Below are 19,054 nucleotides of genomic sequence, written 5' to 3' on the forward strand. Positions count from 1 at the left end.
AACGCCTTTGCGAGGCAGTATCCGGCGGCGCCGATGGTGGTGCCAGCGGCTAGCCCCTTCTCTGTGAAGGCGAGCGGCGCATCGGCAGGCGTTTTCTGTGGTGGGGCTGGCAATAACAAGCTGGTGATGCTCAGCGGTAATCAGGTGATCAGTTCTGTAGATGGCCAAACCTTTAACACCCGGACACTACCTGTCTCGGCCAGCTGGTCTGGTCGAGTGAGTTATGGCAACGGGGTGTTTGTTGCGGTTGCTAGTGGGAGTGCAACCGCAATTAGTTCTGCAGATGGCGAGGTGTGGACCCAGCAGGCTCTGCCGCTATCCCAGACTTGGTACAGCTGTGCCTTTGGCGCGGGTATTCACTTGGCTGCTGCCGGAAGCGTTAATTACGCCACGACGGTTGATGGTGTGAACTGGGTGCAGCGAGCTTTTCCAAGTGCAGGGTCATTCACAGCAGTTCTGTATGCATTTGGTCAATTCTGGGCGTTCATGGCAGGAAACTCAGCCTGCTATACCTCGGTGGATGGCAAGACGGGCTGGGTATCAAAATCGTTGCCGCTGGCAGGAAATTGGGAACCGCATTCGATGGTGATGAGTAGCGGCAAACTGCTGCTGCTCAGCAATAACAACAACACACTGCTAGTTACGAGTGATGGAGTCTCCTGGCAAACGGTGGCATTGCCTGTTCTGCCGGTTAGCCAGTCCTGGCGTGCTGTCTTTGGCTACGCTGGTGGTTATGCGGTGGTCGCTTCAAATGGCAACACTTGTTATACCTCGCAGGATTTGGTGAATTGGTCATACCGGCCATTGCCGTTCAATGGCTCATGCTTTATTGCCTCAGTAAATTCACTTTGGGTGATTGCTTCTTCCACTTCTCCCCAAATCGCCATTTCCAACCCCAACGCTTTCGATATTGTTTACCCAATTAAATAGGTTTTTATTTAAGACTTAAAAATAAATAACACTCGGCGCACGACGGGTAGGGTGCGCCGCCAGGAGATGACTACCCGAACCAAGGCCCGCTCCATGCGGGCCTTTTCATTGGGAGGAAAACCTTGGAAAAATATTTTGATTGGCCCCTGATCGCCAAACAGGCGCTATCGGTGGGCTGGGTGGTGGCGCTGTCGATGGTGGGTGGCGCCGTCAACCACTTTCGTCATCTGCGCGAGCAGCGGCGGCAATTCCGCTTCGGGCCGCTGGCCATTGAATTGCTGACCAGCGGCTTCGTTGGCCTGCTGACTTACTGGTTCTGCATGGCGGCTTCGGTCAATGCACCGTTTACGGCGGTTCTCGTTGGCATCTCCGGCCATATGGGAACACGCGCCTTGCTGCGGCTGGAGCGCGTCTACAGCCGCTTCTTTCAATGAACACGCTGACTGCAAAGAGGAGTCCACTCCATGCAATTACCTGACTCTCAACTGGCGTGGCCGATCAGCTATGCCGCCATCTGCGAAATTGCCCGGAGTGAAGGGCTGCGCCTGACGGCTTATCGATGTCAGGCGGGCGTCTGGACCATCGGCCGAGGCCATACCGCCGGTGTGCGCCCCGGCGACCGGCTCGACAGTGCGGCCGCTGCAGATCAACTGCTCCTGCACGATCTAACAATCCTCTGTCGCCAGCTCGAAGCCCTGCTGACGCGCCCTGCCAGTGCCAATGAACTCGGCGCCATGCTCTCGCTGGCTTACAACATCGGTCTGGCGGGCTTCGCCCGTTCTACCGTCTTGCGCCAGCACAATGCCGGTAATCGGCAGGCGGCAGCACGGGCTTTTGGCTTGTGGAATCGCGTTGGCGGTATCGAAAGTGCGGGTTTGACTGCCCGTCGGGCGCGTGAAAAAGCGCTGTATCTGGAGCCGGAAGAACAGGAAGCGCCGGCGATGCCCCAGGCCGTTGACCCGGAAAGCCGCTTGCATCGCAGCCCACTTGCCCAATCCGGCGTGGTCACCCTGCTCAGCGGGGCGGCTACAGCCGCCGCCAGCATCGCAGAACCCTTGCAGCGTGCCACCGGCGATACCGGCGTGCAGCCCGGACTTCTGCTGGCGATTTTATTGTTGCTGGTGGGGGCGGTGGTGCTGTGGCAACGGTTGCAGCAAAGGCGGGAGGGTTGGGCATGAGTGCGCTGCTACAACCCCGCCTCGGCTTGATGCTGGGCGTGCTGTTATTGGCAGCACTGACCGGGGCCACCCTTAATGGCTGGCGTGTTCGTGCACAGACACACGGCCAGCTTGCGCAGGCGCAGGCCGAGCTGATGGCTGCGCAGGCCACCCTCGCCCGGCAGAACCTGGCCATGGCAAAACTGGCAGCCAAAGCCGAGGCTTACGCCGCGCTCCGGCAGCAAGCCAGACAGCTGGCGACCGAGCTGGACCGGCAGATTGTGGCGCGTCAACAGGTTTATCAACAGCAGGCCGCCCGTGATTGCGGAGAGGCCATTCGACAAGTGTTTGATGCGGGTTGAGCCGGGAAAGGCCCACGTATGCGTGACGAAATAATCACCTTATCAACAATTTTACTCACAGCCTGTGCGAGCCCGACTTCGACAGAGGTTTTGCTGCCTGTGGCGGTTCATTGTGTCGACACCATGCCGTCGCGCCCGGCGCCTACTTTCGGCATGCGCGCCGGTCAACAGCGCCCGCAAACGCCTCTGGCCGAGGCGGCAGCGGTCAAGGCGTTGGCGGATGATGCCGCTGCGCTGGAGCGTTACGCCAATCAGCTGGAGGCACTGCTGGCAGGGTGCCGAGGCTGAGGCCCCCCAAGTGCTTTCAACAATCAAGGGTCTCGCCAAATGTCGCCTAATTCAGAAAGGGCGCTTTGGCTTGCTTTAATTGCTCGACAATATAATGGCCATATTGCCGATAGCCAGATTTGGTTAAATGCACATCGTCACTGAAAATACCGGGGCGCTGATGTAGAAAATCATTGGTGCCGGCGCTGGACCAATTTAGATAGTCGATCAGGAATAGATTATCGTATTCCGGTTTTAATGATTGAGCGAGCCAGACATTGAATTGTTTGGCAATGGCTTGTTTTTCCGGGTTAAACCAGCTCGGAGCGGCATCGACGCCAATATTGGCAACCACCAGCCAGATTCGGCGCTCTTTGGCTGATTGGGCAAAATATCGGAAATTACCTTTTATTTTTTCCAGATCATCACCATTGGCAATATCGTTGATGCCGACATGCAGAAAAATGACCCTGGGTTGACCTGCATGGTTCGGTACGGTTTTCTGGCCACCCACTGTCTGGCCGAGCGCATCGCGTGGCCAGCGTAGACGTATTCCCGACGAGGTTTGACCACCCACCGCCTGATTAATGATGCGCAGGCCAAGTGGTCGGGAGAGTTCATAGCTGAGCTGGCCGGGTAAGGACAGGTGCTTGGGGTTGTAGGTACCGTTGACGCTGTGGTCCAGCTGGCCAGACAAGCCCGGCCGACCCTCTGCCAGTGAGTCGCCAATGACGATCATATAGGGTTCACCTTTGCTCAAATCAGCATCGGGCGAGGCTAAGTAATTGGCCAAGGATGTTTCAATTGTGAATTCAGTTTTTTCTCTTTCATAAATGGGTGTGAGCAATTTCACCATCAGGTAAGCTAGAAAAGCTAGTGCTAACGCAGTAAGAAGAATTAAAATTCTCTTTGCTATGGGGCGCGATATCATCTTTGTATATTCGTAATTTCCCGAGATTTCCCGTTATTCTTGTGTCGTGTGTATTGGCGCGTCAACTGAAGTGACCAACAGCAGGGAATACTAGTTTGCATTTTGATTGAAATACAAATCACTTGATATGACCAACTCTCTTCACTTCACTATCTTCTGCAAAGTCGTCGATAACTTCGGTGATATTGGTATTTGCTGGCGTCTGGCTCGCCAGCTACATAGCGAACACAATGCCTCGGTGAGCTTGTGGGTGGACGATCTGACGAGCTTTCAGGCGATTGCACCCGCGATTGACTGCCAGCAGGCTCGCCAGCTGCTGGCGGGTGTCGAGGTGGTGCACTGGCCGGACGAGCTTGTCGAATTCGAGTCGGATAGCAATGTCATCATCGAGAGTTTTGCCTGCGAATTACCCAAAGCGGTGGTTGGCTGGATGGTGCGCCAGACGAAAAAACCGGTTTGGATCAATCTGGAATATTTAACGGCAGAAAGCTGGATAGATGGTTGCCATGCGCTGGCTTCCTTGCAACCTGCACAGGCGTTGCAGAAGTTTTTTTTCTTTCCGGGTTTTTCTTCCGCCTCGGGAGGTTTGTTGCGTGAGCGGGATTTACCAGGTCGTAGACGGTCTTTTCAAACCGGTAATCAGGCTCCGGCATTTTTGCAGCAATGGGGCATTGCCCGGCAAATGGATGAATTACTGATTTCGCTGTTTTGTTATGACTATGCCAAAGTCGAAGACTTATTGAATTGTCTGCGCGAAGGCGAAAATGCCGTGCGCTGTATTGTACCGGCAGGAAAAATGGTTCCGGCTGTTTGCCGTTTTCTTGAATTGGATCAGCCTGATATGCGGGCTATTTATCGACGGGGCGCATTAAGTATCCAATTCATTCCCTTTTTAAATGTGCAGGCCTATGACGAACTGTTGTGGAGTTGTGACCTGAATTTTGTGCGGGGTGAGGATTCGTGGATTCGGGCGCAATGGGCGGCCGTGCCATTGATTTGGCAACCGTATCGGCAAGATGACGGCGCACATCTGGAAAAGCTCGATGCCTTCATGCAGCGCTATTGTGCGCAGCTGCCGGATGAGGTGGCGCAATGTTGGCAGGCGATAAGCCGGGCCTGGAGTGGAGATGAGCCTCTGCAAGAGGTTTGGCGCGATTTTATTAGGGTAATCAAACCGCTACGGATTCATGCTGCCCATTGGGCAGATCAGCTGGCACAGCAGCCTGATCTGGCCAGCAATTTGGTGAACTTTTGCCAAAGTCGGTTATAATCCATTGTTTTATTGAAAATTGGCCATCGGGCTACGCTCTTAAACTCTGGAATTAATTCAATGAAGATTGCACAAGAAATCCGGTCCGGTAACGTGATCATGATTGGCAACGACCCGATGGTCGTTCAAAAGACCGAGTACAACAAATCTGGCCGTAATGCTGCCGTGGTAAAGATGAAGCTCAAGAACCTGCTGAGCGGCACTGCTACCGAATCGGTATTCAAGGCTGATGAAAAGTTCGACGTTGTGGTGCTGGACCGCAAGGAGTGCACCTACTCCTATTTTGCTGATCCGATGTATGTGTTCATGGACACCGAGTACAACCAGTACGAAGTGGAAAAGGACAACCTCGGCGAAACGCTGAACTACCTCGAAGACGGCATGCAGGATGTCTGCGAAGTAACTTTCTACGACGGCAAGGCGATTTCGGTTGAGCTGCCGAATTCCGTGGTCCGCGAAGTGGTTTACACCGAGCCCGCTGTACGTGGCGATACTTCCGGCAAGGTCATGAAGCCTGCACGTCTGCCCAATGGCTTTGAGTTGCCAGTGGCTGCGTTTGTTGAGATCGGTGACAAAATCGAAATCGACACCCGTACCAATGAATTCAAGAAGCGTGTTTGATTCTTTGAATTGAATGCCGTAAAACAAAATGGGGCTAAAAGCCCCTTTTTGTTTTTTTAATCTGCCTTTTTACTGGTTATTGGGCTTTTGATTTGCCTTCAGTCTTGGCCCAAAACGCTGAATCTATTCGTGAAATCATCAACAGCTCATCGCCTTCAGCTCAGATTACTGTTTGAGCGCAAATGCGCGAGACTGTCCTGCATATCCCGTCGATAGTCGATGAAATCCATATTCGGTGGCGCAGCACCAAGACGGGTGATGACCCCTGCGATCATGCCGCGTTGATGCGCAAAATGGGTACTGAGATTGGTGAGTACATCATGTACCCAGCCCTTGTGCTCTTTTCCCGTTGAAGTCAGATATTTGATTTCGGAAACAAAGAATTCTTCATTCTGGGTTTCCATCCAATGCTGGGTCTGGCGCAGCGTCTGGCGAATGGCTGCTTTCAATTCACGCCACTCGGCGTGTAATTCAGCATCCAGCCGCAAGGAAGGCGACTCGCCTTTCAGCCGTCCCCACCAGAGCAGATTGAAGGCCAGCATATGGTTGCAACTGGCGTGAATGCTTTTCGAGGGTAAGCCCTCGTCCCGCTTGCGGGCATCGTCGGATAACTTATCCAGACTGGCAAACAGTGCATCTGTTGCCCAGTGCTGATAGTCGATCTGATAAATGTAGTGGCTTTTCCAGCTGATCATGGCAATGCCTCATCCTAATCGGGACGCGTTGATTCAGCTTAGCAGGCGATTTGGCCAACGCCTAAAGAATGCGCTGGCGTAGGCCGTTAAAAATCAGGCAGTTTCCTTGAGTTTGCGTTCAATCAATGCTTCCAGCTGGGCAAAATCCGGCTCCCCGATAAAGCGCTGGATGATCTGGCCGTTTTTATCAACCAGAATACTGGTTGGCGTCAGCTGAATACCGCCAAATTTCTGGGCAATTTCGCCTGTCGTATCCAGTGCTACAAAAAATGGCAGCTTGCGTTGTTCGGTAAAGTTGGCAACGTAATTGGGCGAGTCATAGCTCATGGCAACCGCAACGGTTTCATAACCGCGTGCCTGAAATTTATTGTAGGTATCAACCAGTTTTGGCATTTCCTTGACGCAGCCAGTACAGCTGGTGGCCCAGAAATTAATCAGCACCACTTTGCCTTTGAATGAGTCTGTGCTGCGCTGCTCACCCTTGATCGAGGTGTAAGTCACTTGCGGTACTTTCTGGGCGTGGCTCGTACTCACAGTAATGATGCCAATGGCGGCAACCACGGCAAGACCGGCGATGCTGGCAGCGATTTTGCGATTCATCCTGGATTTCCTGAGAACAAGGGTATTGGTCGTTTTGATCGGTGAATAAACGGAAAGTTCGAGAAAAGCATGGTTTAATTGAAGCCACATTATATTGATTTTGCGTTAATTTTTCATTGATTGATGTTTGGGCGATATAATTTGCTTAATTCAGAATCAAGCAGGTAGCTTCATGGCAATTCAGTGGTTTCCGGGGCATATGAATCAGGCGCGTAAAAAAGTCGCCGAAACGCTTGCCAAAGTCGATGTCGTTATCGAAGTGCTCGATGCGCGCCTGCCGCGCCTCTCGAGTAATCCCATGATCGAGACTCTGCGTCTGGGCCGGCAACGGCCAGCGCTGAAAATTCTCAACAAAACCGATCTTGCTGACCCGGCGGTGACCAAGCGTTGGGTGCAGTGGTTTGCTGATCAGCCCAAGACGGCAGTCTTGATGCTGGATCAGGCCAATAAGCTGCGTGACTCGAAGAAAATTGCAGCGCTATGCCTGCAATTGGCTCCCCACCGCGCTGGCTTCGAGAAGCCGATGCGGGCCCTGATTGCAGGTATTCCGAATGTTGGGAAATCGACCCTGATCAATACCCTGGTACGACGTAAAGTTGCCGATGTGGCTGATCAGCCCGCAGTTACCAAATCGCAACAGCGGGTTGAGTTGCCTGATGGCATGGTGCTGATTGATACCCCTGGGCTGATGTGGCCGAAGATCGAGTCAATGGAAGCTGGGTTGAAGATTGCCTTGTCCGGTGCGATCGGTCGCAATGCTTATGATGCAGAGGAAGTTGCCACCTTTGCCTTGGAATGGCTGGCAGCGCGTTATCCTCAGGGTCTGCAGCAACGCTACAAGCTGGAAGACTGTTCCGGCACGGGGGATGAGCTGTTCGAGCGGGTGGCTCGGCGGCGTGGTGCGATGCTTCCGGGTGGACTGATTGATCGCCAGAAAATTTCTGAGCTGGTGCTCACGGATTTTCGAAGCGGCCAGCTGGGGCGCATCTCTCTGGAAAGGCCTGAAGATCCGCCGCCCATGCCAGATCTGGTTGAAAATCCGGATATTGCGCCTCTGGATGATGACGAAGCATGATGCGACGCCTACTGCCAACGGGATTCTTGTGGCTTGGTTGCACCTGGGCTGGGGTGACCGGTATTGATGACCGTGGGCAGATTTTAACCTTGCCGCAAGCGGCAGCGCGCGTGGTCAGTCTTTCTCCCCACGCAACCGAGTTATTGGCCGAGGTTGGGGCGGTGTCGAAGCTGATCGCTGTGGATAGCGCAAGTGATTACCCGGTAGCAGTGGCGAAATTACCCAAGGTGGGCAGTTACGGTGCCATCAATGTGGAAGCTATTGTGGCGCTGAAGCCCGATCTGGTGGTGGCTTGGGAGGGGCCGGGTTCCTCTGCCGGCTTGAAGCGCCTGCGCGATCTGGGCGTACCCGTGTTTGCCAGTACGCCTGGCAAAATTGAGCAGATCCCTGCCGCAGCCAAGGAGCTGGGCCGGTTGGTTGGCGCGGATGCGCAAGCAGAACGCTTTGCTGGCAAGTTTATTCAGGACTGGCAGGCATTGAAGCTGCGCTATCAGACGCTCCCTTCTCACCAAACCTTGCTGTTGGTGGGTGGATCTCCGGCAATCAGCATCAATGACGAGCAATTTCTGGCCCAGGCTGTTACGCCCTGTGGTGTGCGTAATCTGTATGGGGCCAGCAAACCGGCCGTCCCGATAGTAAGTGACGAAGCGGTGTTGGCAGCCAAGCCTGAACTGATCATTGCGGTCGCCAATCCGGCTGAGTCCAGACGTTGGTTTGCCCACTGGCAAGGGTATTCCGCTCTGCCCGCAGTGAGCAGACAGCGGCTGGTTCAGGCTGATCCCATCCGCTTAGGCCGACCGGGCCCTCGGCTGGTTGCTGCCGTGGATCAACTTTGCCGTCGAATCATGGCTTTGCCCCGGTAGCCGAACTAGACTATTCAACAGAATATCGCGACAATCGCCCTGCTTTTTAGCCTCAGAAACTTGATTATGGACGCTGAACTTTCCAGCCTGGAAGACCGGATCAACACCCTTGCCATGTTGTGCCAGCAGTTGCGCACCGAGAATGCCCAGCTCAAACTGGAGATGGCCTCGCTACAGGCCAGCAATATGAAGCTGCATGACAAGGTGGATATGGCCAAAACACGTGTTGAAGCCCTTTTGGCGCGATTGCCGGTAGAAGAACATGACTGAACCTAAAAGCATTGACGTCACAATCATGGGTCGGGAATTTCGCGTGGCCTGCCCGGAAGACGAAGAGGCGGTGTTGTTGCAGGCGGTGTCTTATCTCGACCAGAAAATGCGTGAGATTCGTGATGCTGGCAAGGTAATCGGTATTGACAAAATTGCGATCATGGCGGCATTGGACATCACCCATGAAATGTTGAATCGAACGACTCCAGCGGATTTTGACATGGGCGATTTTCGGCGTAGAATTGCCCGTATGCAGAACACGATTGAAGCGGCGTTAACCGAAAAAGGCCAAATTTCTTGATTTTTGGCCGTAGTTATCGTCTGTTTGATGCATAGATTAAGTTTTGTCTCCCTGCGGTGTTCGTTGTCGGTCTAATATTCTTTGAACCAACTCGTCATTGACGAGGTTACCTAGCCGATTAGCGCTGTTGTGAGCGTCCCCCCGAATCGTCGGGCTTGCAGGATGCACCTTAAGGCGCGTGGAGGGTGACCACTTGAACCACACGGTTCAAGATGCAGGCCGGGCGACACTCGCGGGGGGGCACCCCCACACCTCTCTTCTTAATTTCATTTCCGATGATCGATAAGGCTGTGCTGCGCAAGCAGTTGCGCCGGGCTCGCATGAGCCTGCCTCGATCTGTCCGTACCAAGGCAGCAAGATTGGTTGCCAAGCGCATTCTGCGCGCGGGTTATCTCAGAAAATTCAGTCGGATTGCGTTTTACTGGCCGGTTGGTAGTGAGCTGGATACCCGCCCCTTGGCCGCTCTTGCTCGCAGTTTGGGGCGAGAGCTGTATTTGCCACGGATTGCCCGTCATCGGCGGCTAAGATTTGATGTCTGGAATGGTCGTGTGCCCCACCGTAAAAATTGCCACGGTATTCAGGAGCCCCGTCCGCTGAACACCCTTCTACCTCGCCAGATTGAGCTTGTGGTTTTGCCTTTGGTGGGCTTTGATCAGCAATGCCGGCGTTTGGGACAAGGGGGCGGCTATTACGACAGCAGTTTTGCGTATCGGGCCCGGGCGGCGGCGATCAAGCGCCCGTTTCTGCTTGGGTTGGCCTTTGAATGCCAGCGTGCCGAAGTCATTCCCTGCGAACCGTGGGATATCCGATTGGACGCCGTGATCAGTGAGCGTCGTCATTATCGGCGGGGTTTCCCTGCATAAAGACGCCTTCAAACGCGCGGCCTGCCTTTGGGCCCATGACTTTGCACCTACCTTGCCTGATTGTCCGCTGCCGCCTACCCGTAGCAATACTTGAATCAGGCATTTTGTTAAGAGGGCAGCGATGAATTACTGGTTGATGAAAGCCGAGCCGGATGATGTGGGTATCGACGATCTGATGCGACTGCCAGCGCAGACAGTGGGCTGGTATGGTGTCCGTAATTATCAGGCACGGAATTTTATGCGTGATGATATGGCAATGGGCGACCTGGCTTTGTTTTATCACTCTGGTTGTGCAGTGCCTGGCATCGCTGGCATTGTTGAAATTTGTTCTGCGCCCTACCCCGATCCCACCCAGTTTGATCCCGAGAATAAGTATTTTGACCCCAAATCGACGCCCGAAGTCCCGCGTTGGCAGCAGGTGGATGTGAAATTCGTGCGCAAGACGCGCTTCATACCGCTATCCGAGCTCAGAAATCTGCCGGCTCTGGGTAGCATGCGTTTGCTGCAACGAGGTAATCGGCTATCGATCACCCCAGTCAGCGAGCAGGAATGGCACATTCTGGAGGGTCTGTTTTGACTACCGAGGCATTACTGATTTACCTGATGGTTGGATGTGCCGCCGGTTTTCTTGCCGGCTTACTGGGGGTAGGCGGCGGGTTGATTATCGTGCCGGCCCTGATCTGGGCTTTCGGCCTGCTGCATTTTGCGCCGGATCACCTGATGCATCTGGCGTTGGGGACTTCACTGGCCAGCATTATTTTCACCTCGATTTCCAGTGTGCGGGCGCACCATGCGCGTGGCGCGGTGAAATGGCAGGTGGTGCGCCGGATGGGGGGGGGGCTGGTTCTTGGCACTTTTCTGGGAGCGGGTCTGGCATCCCAATTGCCGAGTACCGGCTTGAAGTGGTTCTTCTGCATATTTGCGTATTTGGTGGCGGCACAGATGCTGGCCAACTTCAGACCCAAACCCAGTCGTACCTTGCCGCAGACTGGCGGTCTGCTTGGCGTGGGTGGGGTCATTGGCGCGATTTCGAGCTTTGTTGGTATTGGCGGCGGCTCTCTGTCTGTCCCCTTTCTGGCTTGGTGCAATGTGCCATTGCCGAATGCAATTGCTACCTCGGCTGCTTTGGGTTTTCCCATAGCCGTGGGCGGGCTTGCCGGTTATCTGGCTCACGGCTGGCATAGTCAGGGTCTGCCACCCGGTGCCTTGGGATTTGTATACCTGCCTGCACTGGCAGGGATTGTGTTTGCCAGTATGTTGACGGCGCCGCTTGGTGCGACACTCGCCCATCGTTTGCCGGTCGCTACCTTGAAGAAGTGCTTTGCCCTGCTATTGATTGTCGTGGCCAGCAAAATGATCTGGAACTTGCTTGCTCACTAAGACCGGTTGACTGGAGAGAAGAACGATGACTGTTCGTAGCGATTTATACCCACCGCTTGAACCCAACCATAGTGGCTTCTTGCCACTGGATGATCTTCACACCATGTATTGGGAAGAGTCAGGGAACCCCGATGGCGTGCCAGTGCTGTTTTTGCACGGTGGTCCTGGTTCGGGTGCCAGCCCCAAGCATCGGCAGTTCTTTGATCCGGCTTTTTATCGGATCGTGATTTTTGATCAGCGTGGGGCCGGTCGTTCCCGACCGCTGGGAGAGTTGCGGGATAATACGACGCCTTTGCTGATTGATGACATTGAGCGATTGCGTGAGATGCTTCACGTGAAACAGTGGCTGGTGTTTGGCGGTTCATGGGGGAGCACACTGGCGCTGGCATATAGCCAGACCCACCCTGATCGTTGTTTGGGTCTGGTACTGCGTGGCATTTTCATGTGCCGGCCACAGGAAGTGGACTGGTTCATGTATGGCATGCGGCAGTTCTTCCCCGAAGTCTGGCAGAAGTTTGCCGACCACCTGCCCCAAGACCAGCACTCCGATTTGCTGACGCACTATCACGCAAAAATCAACAATCCTGATCCCGCAATCCATGAGCCGGCTGCCCGTGCCTGGGGGGAATACGAAGGGAGTTGCCTGTCTTTGCTGCCTGATGCCTCGACGGTAGCAAGCTTTGCCAGTGACCCGGTGGCGTTGGGGTTGGGCAGGATTGAGGCGCACTACTTTGTGAATCGCATTTTCCTGCCGGATAACAGCCTGCTGGATAACATCGATCGAATCCGTCACCTGCCTTGTGTGATTGTGCAGGGGCGTTACGATGTCGTGTGCCCACCGGTCACGGCTTGGGAATTGCATCAGGCTTGGCCTGAATCAGAATTGATTATGGTTGATGCCGCAGGCCATGCCGCCTGGGAGCCAGGCATTCAGCGTGAGTTGGTGGCAGCCTGTGAGCGCATGAAGCAGCAACTCGCGTGATGCGTTGAAGGGAAAACAAAAGCCGGCAGAGGTATATCTGCCGGCTTTTTGCTTGGGTGGATGTGTTGTTGCGGTCAGAGCGGGTTGGCTTACTTTTCGACGAAAGCACGCTCGATTACGTAATCGCCGGGTTCACCGATACGCGGTGAAACCTTCATGCCGCGAGCGTCCAACAGCTTGCAGGTGTCTTCAAGCATTGCCGGGCTGCCACACAGCATGGCGCGATCGGTTTCGGGGTTCAGCGGTGGCAGGCCGATATCCTCAAACAGCTTGCCATTTTCAATCAGGTCGGTCAGGCGACCCTGGTTGCGGAAGGGTTCGCGGGTAACGGTTGGGTAGTAGATCAGCTGATTGCGAACTTGTTCGCCAAAGAACTCACTCTCTGGCAGTTCGCGAGTGATGATGTCGGTGTAGGCCAGCTCATTGGTCCAGCGTACACCGTGTACCAGAATCACCTTCTCGAAACGCTCATAGGTTTCCGGGTCTTTGATGACGCTCATGAAGGGGGCGAGGCCAGTACCGGTGCTCAACAGGTACAGATTCTTGCCGGGCTTCAGATCGTGCAGAACCAATGTGCCGGTGGGTTTGCGGCTGACGATGATTTCGTCGCCGGGCTTCAAGTGTTGCAGCCTGGATGTCAGAGGACCGTTCTGAACCTTGATGCTGAAGAACTCCAGCTCTTCTTCATAGTTGGCGCTGGCAATGCTGTATGCCCTCAGCAGGGGGCGGTCATTGACTTGCAGGCCGATCATCACGAACTGACCGTTTTCAAATCTCAACCCCGGATCACGAGTTGTGCGGAAGCTGAAAAGCGTGTCGTTCCAGTGATGTACGCTGATTACGCGTTCGGTCGCCAGTGTTGCCATGGTGCATGCCCAAAGGGATGGAAAGAGCTCGAATTTTAGCGAGGGAGTGATTTTTGCGCAGCAACATTTTTAGAATAAACAAAGGCTTTTTGATGCTTGTCAGGTTTTCAGGGTGAAGAGCAAGGGGCGTTCTGGGGTGGCGCATGCGTCAGAAAAGGGGTTTGGTGGGTGGTTGATGATGTTGGGCAATCGCCGTCGAAAACCTGTTTTTCTTCTGCCAAACTTAAAGCGTGCCAGGAGAAAAACTTTCTCTTTCAAGCAGTTTGTGCATCGATCAGGAGTGAGCGCATGTACCTTCGTCTTGAGAATTTCGACGTCAGTGTTGCCGAACACCAGCAGATGTTGCAGAAGCATCCGGTTCGGTTTCGGCTGCAGGTTGCTGCATTTTCTTTACTCGGATTACTGATTTTTGGCGGTGTTCTGGGCACGGGTGTGTTGGTGCTGCTGCTGGTGGTGGTGCTGGTGTTGAGCCTGAAGGGCTTGCTGGTGCTACTGAAGTTTCTCAATGTGGTCTGGGTGCTGCTGATTCCGGTATGGGGATTTTTGCGAATTGGCTGGCGGACAGTGGCCAGCCCCAGTCCTATGCCGAATGGTCGCTGGATCAAGCCACACGAAGCGCCGGCGCTTTTTGCCGATCTGGCCAGGATGCGCCAGCAGCTGCGCGGTCCGAAAATCCACGGCGTCTTGCTGACGGAAGACTTCAATGCGTTTGCGATATCGCGGCCGCTGGGCGGATTCTGGTTTCTGGGGCTGCGCCGGCATTACATCGGTTTAGGTGTGCCGCTGATCCAAACCTTGTCCGAAGCTGAGGCGATGGCGGTGGTAGCCCATGAATACGGCCACTTGTCCGGCCACCCTTCCCGCTTTGATTCGGCAATTTACCGGCTGCGGATCTTCCTGCTGCATATGCTCGATGAAGCTTCTCGCTGGAAGGATTGGCCTTCCCGGCTTCTGGTTCGGGTGTTGAACTGGTATGTACCGCGTTTTGATGTGCTGGTTTTTGCCCTGTGTCGCAACGCTGAATATGGCGCGGACCGGGCCTCTGCGCGGCTGGTGTCACCCCACACGGCTGCGGATGCGCTGATGCGGTTTTCAATTGCCGCCGCCTATCTGCAGGAAGACTTCTGGCAGAAGATTTATGCGCGGGTTGAACAGGAGCCCCAGCCCGAGGCCCGCCCTTGGTTCGAGCTGCCTGCCTTGATCCGGTGTGATCCGGACCGGGAAATTTCCATGCGGATTCTGCGCAGAAGGCTGGCGCAGGAGACCAATTATTTTGATACCCACCCCGCTTTGTCCGATCGGCTGCAGGCGATGGGCCTGGACCCGGACCAGATCCTGATTGAGGGACGTTCGATCGCACCGGTGGCAGATCAGACCGCGGCGGAGGCCTGGTTTGGGGATCATCTATCTGAGGTATTGGCAGAGTTTGATCAGCGCTGGCGCGACGGTATCGCCACCCAGTGGCAGGAGCGGCATCAGGAACTGACACAGTCCAAAGCCCGGCGGATGGAACTGGAGGCCAACTCCAGCCGGTCGGTCGCAGAGGAGTGGGAGCTGCTGTTGTTTAGAATTCAGGCGGATGAGCTTGAGGACGACGATGCTGCCGTTGATGCATTTTTCGGCTTGCACCCTGACCATGCGCCCGCTGTACTGGCTTATGGCCGGCGTTGGCTTGGCGAGCAACCGCAGAAAGCCATCACCGCCATTCACCGTGCCATGTTGTTGCAGCCGGATTTGGCACCGGCAGCCGCTGCCTTGCTGGCGAGCTATTGGGAAGACCGTGATACGCATCGGCACGCCTTATACAAACTGATGGCCTCTCATCTGGGAGGTGAGCCCCATGTCTGAATCGAATACTCTGCGGGCGGCCATGCATGCGGGCGACTTCGATCTGTTGGAGCAAGCCTTGGCAGATGCCTATGCGGCATATCGTCAGCAGCCTGGTCGGCAAACGTGTGATCAGATAAGCCGCCTGTATCGCCAGCTGACCGAGGCGGCCCAGGATCGGGATCTCGAAGCCGTGGAAGCATGGCTGGCCTCTCGTCCTGACAGTGGATGGGCCCATGCGGTTGCCGGCTTGTTGCATACCGACATCGCCAGAGAAACGCGCGGTGCCAGCACGTCTGGTGGGGTGTCGGAGCAGGATTGGGCGCAGATCCGCAAGCACTATGACTTGGCTGAGCCCTTATTGCGTCGCTCGATGGCGTTGGGGGTGCCTGCTGGCCGACAGCTGGAAGCACTCATGCAACGGCAGCAGGTGATTGGGCAGCAGACCGAAGCCGAGCGGCTGTTTGGTGAACTGCGCGAGGTTGATCCCCAGTGGTATGGCGGCTGGCGAGCCATGCAGGCCATCAAGGAACCCCGCTGGGGCGGGAGTGTGCCAGAGATGCAAGCCTTGCTCGATGAAGCCCGCAGTGGTTTGCAAGACCCGCAGTCGGTGACCGACCTCGAAGCCAGTCACCATTGGTGGGTCGGGAGCTATGCCTACAGTTTTCGGGAGGACTCGGAACAGGCATTGCAGCATTACCAGCAGGCGTTGAGCTTTGCAGCAACACCGCCTGTTGTGGGCCAGATTCATCATTACCGTGCCTTGGCACTCAGAGATCTGGACCGACTAGCCGAGGCAACTGATGCCTGGCGTGCTGCGGTCGCCGCTGATCCGGATGCGGAATACTTCTATGAACTGGCGCGCTCGCTGGTCAAGCAGGAAAAGCTGGACGAAGCTGAACAGTTTTTCCGGGTGGCCATCGACAAGGGGGGAACCTATGGCTACTGGTCTGCCCGCTATCTGGCTTACGATCTGGGGCAGGGGGACGACGGATTTCGCTGCGATCCGCTTGAGGCGATCCGCTTATATGAAGTAGCCAATCAGCTGGCGCGGGGGACGGCGCAGCAGATCCCATGCTTGGTTGCCACGGCTTATTTACTGCGCTCCACCGAAGCCCATGGCGACCGGCCCCGCGCTGCCGAATTGTTCCGGCAGGCGTATGGGCTGGGCGATCTGCGTGCAATGGTGATCCTGGGTGATATGCAGCGTGAGGGGGAGATTGAGGGCGGAGCAACGGCGGCTTTCGAGTCTTACCAACTGGCTGCGGAGCAGGAGGACTCCCTGGCGCAGGAGCGGCTGGGATTCTGCCTGCTGGAAGGGCAAGGTTGCGAACCGAGCATCGAGGCCGGCCGGCTCTGGCTGGAAAAAGCCGGTATGCAAGGCAGTCAGGCGGCACTGCGCTGGCTGGTTCAGGATGCGTTTTCGCGGGGGGATCGTACGCGCACCGAGATTCTGCTGTGGCAGGCCTGTAGCAAGCAGGATGCCTATATGGCGGGCTACACATTAGCCCGTGGTTTGATCGAAGGCTGGTTCGGCGCGCCAGACCTGACGCGGGCAGATGAGGTGTTAAGCCTGTTCTTGACGCAGCATGACCATGCAGACAGCAAAATCCTGACCGCGATTACACGCTATCCGCATTACCGTGGCGGTTGGGATACCATCAAGCCTGCCCTGAAGGCTTTGAAAAGCTGGCAAGGCAATGATGCGCGGATGGATCTGGCGACGAAGTATGTATTGCGGCAGTTGCCCGGTTCCTATTTCGGGTATTTGCTGTGGGCGCGTCCTGAAAAACTGACCCCGCCACCGCCCCCTCCTGATATGTGGTGTGGCGGATGACAAGGGCTGGGGTGTCACAATACCAATCCATGAAAGCAAAAAATTTAAGATGTCCGTAACCTTGATTGCCAACCCCAAAGGTGGCTGTGGCAAATCCACGCTGGCGACCAATCTTGCTGCCTGGCACGCTTGGCAGGGAGATGAGGTGGCATTGGCTGATCTGGACCGGCAGCAGTCATCACGCCGCTGGCTGGAGCACCGCTCATTGAATTTTCCGGCCATTGAGCGATGGGATATTGATCCGGATGATCCACGTGAAACGCATTGCGCCAAGGCGGTGATCGATAGCCCGGCAGGTTTGCATGGCAAGCGGTTGGATGCGGCGATCAAACTGGCGGACCGGGTCTTGGTGCCGGTACAGCCATCGTCGTTTGATATGTGGGCCAGTGAAGCATTCTTTGCCCGTTTGAGTGAAGAAAAGGCCGTACGCAAGGGGCGGTTGCCCGTTGCCGTGGTCGGTATGCGGGTGAATGCCCGCACTGTTGCCGCCCGTGAGCTGGCCCGGTTTCTGGAGCGATTTGATCTACCCGTACTGACCTGCTTACGGGAAACCCAACTTTACGTGCAGACGCTGCCACGCGGCCTGGGCATCTTCGATTTGCCCGCGCCCAAAATCGAACGTGACCTCGCGGAGTGGCAGCCCATTTTTACCTGGCTGAAATAGTTGCAACGTTCAGCCAGTGGCTGTGTTGATCGCTTCCGTGCCAACTTAGGTCAACAGAACCTAATTTACCGCTGTAAATCTGTGCCACACGATCTCGGTATGTGCCGGGGTGGGCTGGATTTACGTCTTTTTTCAGAGTCAAACCATGCAAAGTACAAGCAAGACCCCCGTCAATATCGTGACCGGTTTTCTGGGGGTTGGTAAGACCACCGCCCTGCGCCGCCTGCTGGCTGATCGGCCCGCCGGCGAATATTGGGCGGTGCTGGTCAACGAGTTTGGCGAGGTGGGGATTGATGGCGCTGCGCTGACTGACACACAGGCCGGGCTCAATGTGGTGGAAGTTCTGGGGGGCTGTATCTGTTGCACGACCAGCCCCCAGCTGCGGGTGAGCCTGACCCGGCTGCTGCGCGAGCGCCGCCCCGATCGCCTGCTGATCGAGCCCTCAGGTCTGGGTCATCCGGCCGGCATCGTTGACCTGCTGCGAGATCCGTTTCTGTCGGTTGCGCTGGATTTGCGCTCCATAATTTGCCTGGTTGATCCGCGCCATCTGGAGGATGCGCGTTACACCCGCCACGAAACCTGGCGCGACCAGATCGTGCTGGCGGATGTGCTGGTGGCCAATAAGTGTGATCGGGCCGATGCCGAGCATATCGACCAGTTCGAAGCGATGGCGGCGCGGTTGTTTCCACCCAAGCAGGTGGTGGCAACGACCATTCAGGCAAAACTGGACCCAGCCTGGCTGGACCTGGTTACCGACTACCCGGCGACGACGGCACCGTCTGCCGCACCGCAGCACCACCTGACCTCAGCCAAGCGGTCGGCCATGTCTCCGCCGGCAACCGAAGGACGTCGCCATCTCAATCAAGGCTTGGGACAGGCCAGCTGCGGCTGGGTCTGGTCGCCGGAGCGGGTTTTTTCGGGCGATAGGCTGGCCGAGCTGATGCTGAAATTGACGAACAATCCATCGAGCCTGGGCCTGCAAGAATTGTCCCGAGTCAAGGCAGTTTTTCATACCGATCAAGGTTGGTTGTTGTTTAACGTTGTCGGCCGCGATGCCAGTGCAACGGCGCTGGCTTATCGTCGGGACAGCCGGTGTGAAGTCATCGTGGCGTGTGAAGAACCCCCTGATTGGGCGATGTTGGAAGCGGCAATCAACGATTGCCAGCTTTAAATGGGTGTCGATCAGGCCACCGTCTCGATAAGAGCGGTGGCTTTTTTCTGACCGGGTCGCAGCCGGCATTCGCTTGCCAGACCCTTAGCAAATCGTAAGCAAGCCAATTCGATTAGAAATAC

At 55.6% G+C, this 19,054-nt stretch carries 23 protein-coding genes and 1 other RNA gene; 20 read left to right on the plus strand and 4 right to left on the minus strand.

The window, feature by feature from the left end:
• Positions 1 to 33 precede the first annotated feature (33 nt).
• The 5 genes from PZA18_RS00935 to PZA18_RS00955 all read left to right on the plus strand — a co-directional run bounded on the left by PZA18_RS00935 (position 34) and on the right by PZA18_RS00955 (position 2,737).
• On the plus strand, positions 34 to 930 hold the full coding sequence (locus tag PZA18_RS00935; RefSeq protein ID WP_284098891.1) for a hypothetical protein: 897 nt from the start codon (positions 34 to 36) through the stop codon (positions 928 to 930).
• A gap of 122 nt (positions 931 to 1,052) precedes the next feature.
• Entirely contained in the window at positions 1,053 to 1,364 is a 312-nt protein-coding gene (locus tag PZA18_RS00940) for a phage holin family protein (protein ID WP_284098892.1), read from the plus strand.
• Between the two features lie 30 nt (positions 1,365 to 1,394).
• Positions 1,395 to 2,108, plus strand: coding sequence for a lysozyme (locus PZA18_RS00945; protein WP_284098893.1), 714 nt, complete (start codon positions 1,395 to 1,397; stop codon positions 2,106 to 2,108).
• On the plus strand, positions 2,105 to 2,449 hold the full coding sequence (locus tag PZA18_RS00950) for a hypothetical protein (RefSeq protein WP_284098894.1): 345 nt from the start codon (positions 2,105 to 2,107) through the stop codon (positions 2,447 to 2,449). Before PZA18_RS00945 ends, PZA18_RS00950 begins: the two co-directional genes overlap by 4 nt.
• A 123-nt stretch (positions 2,450 to 2,572) precedes the next feature.
• Entirely contained in the window at positions 2,573 to 2,737 is a 165-nt protein-coding gene (locus tag PZA18_RS00955; protein WP_284098895.1) for a hypothetical protein, read from the plus strand.
• 46 nt (positions 2,738 to 2,783) lie between these two features.
• Here PZA18_RS00955 and PZA18_RS00960 read toward each other — a convergent pair whose 3' ends face one another.
• Entirely contained in the window at positions 2,784 to 3,647 is an 864-nt protein-coding gene (locus tag PZA18_RS00960) for an SGNH/GDSL hydrolase family protein (protein WP_284098896.1), read from the minus strand.
• Positions 3,648 to 3,774: 127 nt separating this feature from the next.
• Here PZA18_RS00960 and earP point away from each other — a divergent pair, with 127 nt between their 5' ends.
• Together earP and efp are read left to right on the plus strand one after the other, a co-directional pair.
• The gene (gene earP, locus PZA18_RS00965) at positions 3,775 to 4,917 is read left to right on the plus strand and encodes an elongation factor P maturation arginine rhamnosyltransferase EarP (protein ID WP_284098897.1); all 1,143 of its coding nucleotides are present in this window, start codon (positions 3,775 to 3,777) and stop codon (positions 4,915 to 4,917) included.
• 60 nt (positions 4,918 to 4,977) lie between these two features.
• Entirely contained in the window at positions 4,978 to 5,538 is a 561-nt protein-coding gene (gene efp, locus PZA18_RS00970) for an elongation factor P (protein ID WP_284098898.1), read from the plus strand.
• 155 nt (positions 5,539 to 5,693) lie between these two features.
• On the opposite strand, the gene PZA18_RS00975 is transcribed toward efp, so the two are convergent.
• The gene (locus PZA18_RS00975) at positions 5,694 to 6,233 is read right to left on the minus strand and encodes a DinB family protein (RefSeq protein ID WP_284098899.1); all 540 of its coding nucleotides are present in this window, start codon (positions 6,231 to 6,233) and stop codon (positions 5,694 to 5,696) included.
• A 93-nt stretch (positions 6,234 to 6,326) separates the two neighbouring features.
• Positions 6,327 to 6,833 carry a peroxiredoxin family protein gene (locus PZA18_RS00980; RefSeq protein ID WP_284098900.1) on the minus strand — a complete coding sequence of 169 codons (507 nt, stop codon included), beginning with the start codon at positions 6,831 to 6,833 and terminating at the stop codon, positions 6,327 to 6,329.
• Positions 6,834 to 7,005: 172 nt separating this feature from the next.
• Here PZA18_RS00980 and ylqF point away from each other — a divergent pair, with 172 nt between their 5' ends.
• From ylqF to pip, 9 genes are all read left to right on the plus strand, one after another.
• On the plus strand, positions 7,006 to 7,908 hold the full coding sequence (gene ylqF / locus PZA18_RS00985) for a ribosome biogenesis GTPase YlqF (protein WP_284098901.1): 903 nt from the start codon (positions 7,006 to 7,008) through the stop codon (positions 7,906 to 7,908).
• Positions 7,905 to 8,771 (plus strand): ABC transporter substrate-binding protein, encoded by an 867-nt coding sequence (locus PZA18_RS00990; protein ID WP_284098902.1) that lies wholly within the window; start codon positions 7,905 to 7,907, stop codon positions 8,769 to 8,771. The genes ylqF and PZA18_RS00990 overlap by 4 nt, the downstream gene beginning before the upstream one ends.
• 66 nt (positions 8,772 to 8,837) lie before the next feature.
• Positions 8,838 to 9,041: a DUF904 domain-containing protein gene (locus PZA18_RS00995; RefSeq protein WP_284098903.1), complete on the plus strand. Its 204-nt coding sequence runs from the start codon at positions 8,838 to 8,840 to the stop codon at positions 9,039 to 9,041.
• The gene (locus PZA18_RS01000) at positions 9,034 to 9,342 is read left to right on the plus strand and encodes a cell division protein ZapA (RefSeq protein ID WP_284098904.1); all 309 of its coding nucleotides are present in this window, start codon (positions 9,034 to 9,036) and stop codon (positions 9,340 to 9,342) included. The genes PZA18_RS00995 and PZA18_RS01000 overlap by 8 nt, the downstream gene beginning before the upstream one ends.
• Positions 9,343 to 9,387: 45 nt before the next feature.
• Positions 9,388 to 9,585, plus strand: a non-coding RNA gene (ssrS, locus tag PZA18_RS01005) — 6S RNA.
• Between the two features lie 32 nt (positions 9,586 to 9,617).
• A complete protein-coding gene (locus tag PZA18_RS01010) occupies positions 9,618 to 10,205 on the plus strand; it encodes a 5-formyltetrahydrofolate cyclo-ligase (protein WP_284098905.1) in 588 nt (195 codons plus the stop codon).
• Positions 10,206 to 10,326: 121 nt separating this feature from the next.
• Positions 10,327 to 10,782, plus strand: a complete 456-nt coding sequence (locus PZA18_RS01015) for an EVE domain-containing protein (protein ID WP_284098906.1) — start codon at positions 10,327 to 10,329, stop codon at positions 10,780 to 10,782.
• Positions 10,779 to 11,585, plus strand: coding sequence for a sulfite exporter TauE/SafE family protein (locus PZA18_RS01020; protein ID WP_308447312.1), 807 nt, complete (start codon positions 10,779 to 10,781; stop codon positions 11,583 to 11,585). The genes PZA18_RS01015 and PZA18_RS01020 overlap by 4 nt, the downstream gene beginning before the upstream one ends.
• A 25-nt stretch (positions 11,586 to 11,610) precedes the next feature.
• Positions 11,611 to 12,567 (plus strand): prolyl aminopeptidase, encoded by a 957-nt coding sequence (pip, locus tag PZA18_RS01025; protein ID WP_284098907.1) that lies wholly within the window; start codon positions 11,611 to 11,613, stop codon positions 12,565 to 12,567.
• Between the two features lie 89 nt (positions 12,568 to 12,656).
• On the opposite strand, the gene PZA18_RS01030 is transcribed toward pip, so the two are convergent.
• Positions 12,657 to 13,433, minus strand: coding sequence for a ferredoxin--NADP reductase (locus tag PZA18_RS01030; RefSeq protein WP_284098908.1), 777 nt, complete (start codon positions 13,431 to 13,433; stop codon positions 12,657 to 12,659).
• Between the two features lie 288 nt (positions 13,434 to 13,721).
• On the opposite strand from PZA18_RS01030, the gene PZA18_RS01035 reads away from it, so the two are divergent.
• The 4 genes from PZA18_RS01035 (at position 13,722) to PZA18_RS01050 (ending at position 18,932) form a co-directional block, all read left to right on the plus strand.
• Positions 13,722 to 15,281 carry a M48 family metallopeptidase gene (locus PZA18_RS01035; RefSeq protein WP_284098909.1) on the plus strand — a complete coding sequence of 520 codons (1,560 nt, stop codon included), beginning with the start codon at positions 13,722 to 13,724 and terminating at the stop codon, positions 15,279 to 15,281.
• Positions 15,274 to 17,097 carry a hypothetical protein gene (locus PZA18_RS01040; RefSeq protein WP_284098910.1) on the plus strand — a complete coding sequence of 608 codons (1,824 nt, stop codon included), beginning with the start codon at positions 15,274 to 15,276 and terminating at the stop codon, positions 17,095 to 17,097. The genes PZA18_RS01035 and PZA18_RS01040 overlap by 8 nt, the downstream gene beginning before the upstream one ends.
• A gap of 49 nt (positions 17,098 to 17,146) precedes the next feature.
• Positions 17,147 to 17,761: a ParA family protein gene (locus PZA18_RS01045; RefSeq protein WP_284098911.1), complete on the plus strand. Its 615-nt coding sequence runs from the start codon at positions 17,147 to 17,149 to the stop codon at positions 17,759 to 17,761.
• Between the two features lie 145 nt (positions 17,762 to 17,906).
• Positions 17,907 to 18,932, plus strand: a complete 1,026-nt coding sequence (locus tag PZA18_RS01050; protein WP_284098912.1) for a CobW family GTP-binding protein — start codon at positions 17,907 to 17,909, stop codon at positions 18,930 to 18,932.
• Positions 18,933 to 19,054 lie beyond the last annotated feature (122 nt).

The sequence above is a fragment of the Parachitinimonas caeni genome, from assembly GCF_030129945.1.
Taxonomy (GTDB): Bacteria; Pseudomonadota; Gammaproteobacteria; order Burkholderiales; family Chitinimonadaceae; genus Parachitinimonas; species Parachitinimonas caeni.

Coding starts and splice junctions, on each gene's coding strand:
- PZA18_RS00935 (WP_284098891.1), top strand. CDS start 34: ATGGTGGTGCCAGCGGCTAGCCCCTTCTCTGTGAAGGCGAGCGGCGCA.
- PZA18_RS00945 (WP_284098893.1), top strand. CDS start 1,395: ATGCAATTACCTGACTCTCAACTGGCGTGGCCGATCAGCTATGCCGCC.
- PZA18_RS00950 (WP_284098894.1), top strand. CDS start 2,105: ATGAGTGCGCTGCTACAACCCCGCCTCGGCTTGATGCTGGGCGTGCTG.
- PZA18_RS00955 (WP_284098895.1), top strand. CDS start 2,573: ATGCCGTCGCGCCCGGCGCCTACTTTCGGCATGCGCGCCGGTCAACAG.
- PZA18_RS00960 (WP_284098896.1), bottom strand. CDS start 3,647: ATGATATCGCGCCCCATAGCAAAGAGAATTTTAATTCTTCTTACTGCG.
- earP (WP_284098897.1), top strand. CDS start 3,775: ATGACCAACTCTCTTCACTTCACTATCTTCTGCAAAGTCGTCGATAAC.
- efp (WP_284098898.1), top strand. CDS start 4,978: ATGAAGATTGCACAAGAAATCCGGTCCGGTAACGTGATCATGATTGGC.
- PZA18_RS00975 (WP_284098899.1), bottom strand. CDS start 6,233: ATGATCAGCTGGAAAAGCCACTACATTTATCAGATCGACTATCAGCAC.
- PZA18_RS00980 (WP_284098900.1), bottom strand. CDS start 6,833: ATGAATCGCAAAATCGCTGCCAGCATCGCCGGTCTTGCCGTGGTTGCC.
- ylqF (WP_284098901.1), top strand. CDS start 7,006: ATGGCAATTCAGTGGTTTCCGGGGCATATGAATCAGGCGCGTAAAAAA.
- PZA18_RS00990 (WP_284098902.1), top strand. CDS start 7,905: ATGATGCGACGCCTACTGCCAACGGGATTCTTGTGGCTTGGTTGCACC.
- PZA18_RS00995 (WP_284098903.1), top strand. CDS start 8,838: ATGGACGCTGAACTTTCCAGCCTGGAAGACCGGATCAACACCCTTGCC.
- PZA18_RS01000 (WP_284098904.1), top strand. CDS start 9,034: ATGACTGAACCTAAAAGCATTGACGTCACAATCATGGGTCGGGAATTT.
- PZA18_RS01010 (WP_284098905.1), top strand. CDS start 9,618: ATGATCGATAAGGCTGTGCTGCGCAAGCAGTTGCGCCGGGCTCGCATG.
- PZA18_RS01015 (WP_284098906.1), top strand. CDS start 10,327: ATGAATTACTGGTTGATGAAAGCCGAGCCGGATGATGTGGGTATCGAC.
- pip (WP_284098907.1), top strand. CDS start 11,611: ATGACTGTTCGTAGCGATTTATACCCACCGCTTGAACCCAACCATAGT.
- PZA18_RS01030 (WP_284098908.1), bottom strand. CDS start 13,433: ATGGCAACACTGGCGACCGAACGCGTAATCAGCGTACATCACTGGAAC.
- PZA18_RS01035 (WP_284098909.1), top strand. CDS start 13,722: ATGTACCTTCGTCTTGAGAATTTCGACGTCAGTGTTGCCGAACACCAG.
- PZA18_RS01040 (WP_284098910.1), top strand. CDS start 15,274: ATGTCTGAATCGAATACTCTGCGGGCGGCCATGCATGCGGGCGACTTC.
- PZA18_RS01045 (WP_284098911.1), top strand. CDS start 17,147: ATGTCCGTAACCTTGATTGCCAACCCCAAAGGTGGCTGTGGCAAATCC.
- PZA18_RS01050 (WP_284098912.1), top strand. CDS start 17,907: ATGCAAAGTACAAGCAAGACCCCCGTCAATATCGTGACCGGTTTTCTG.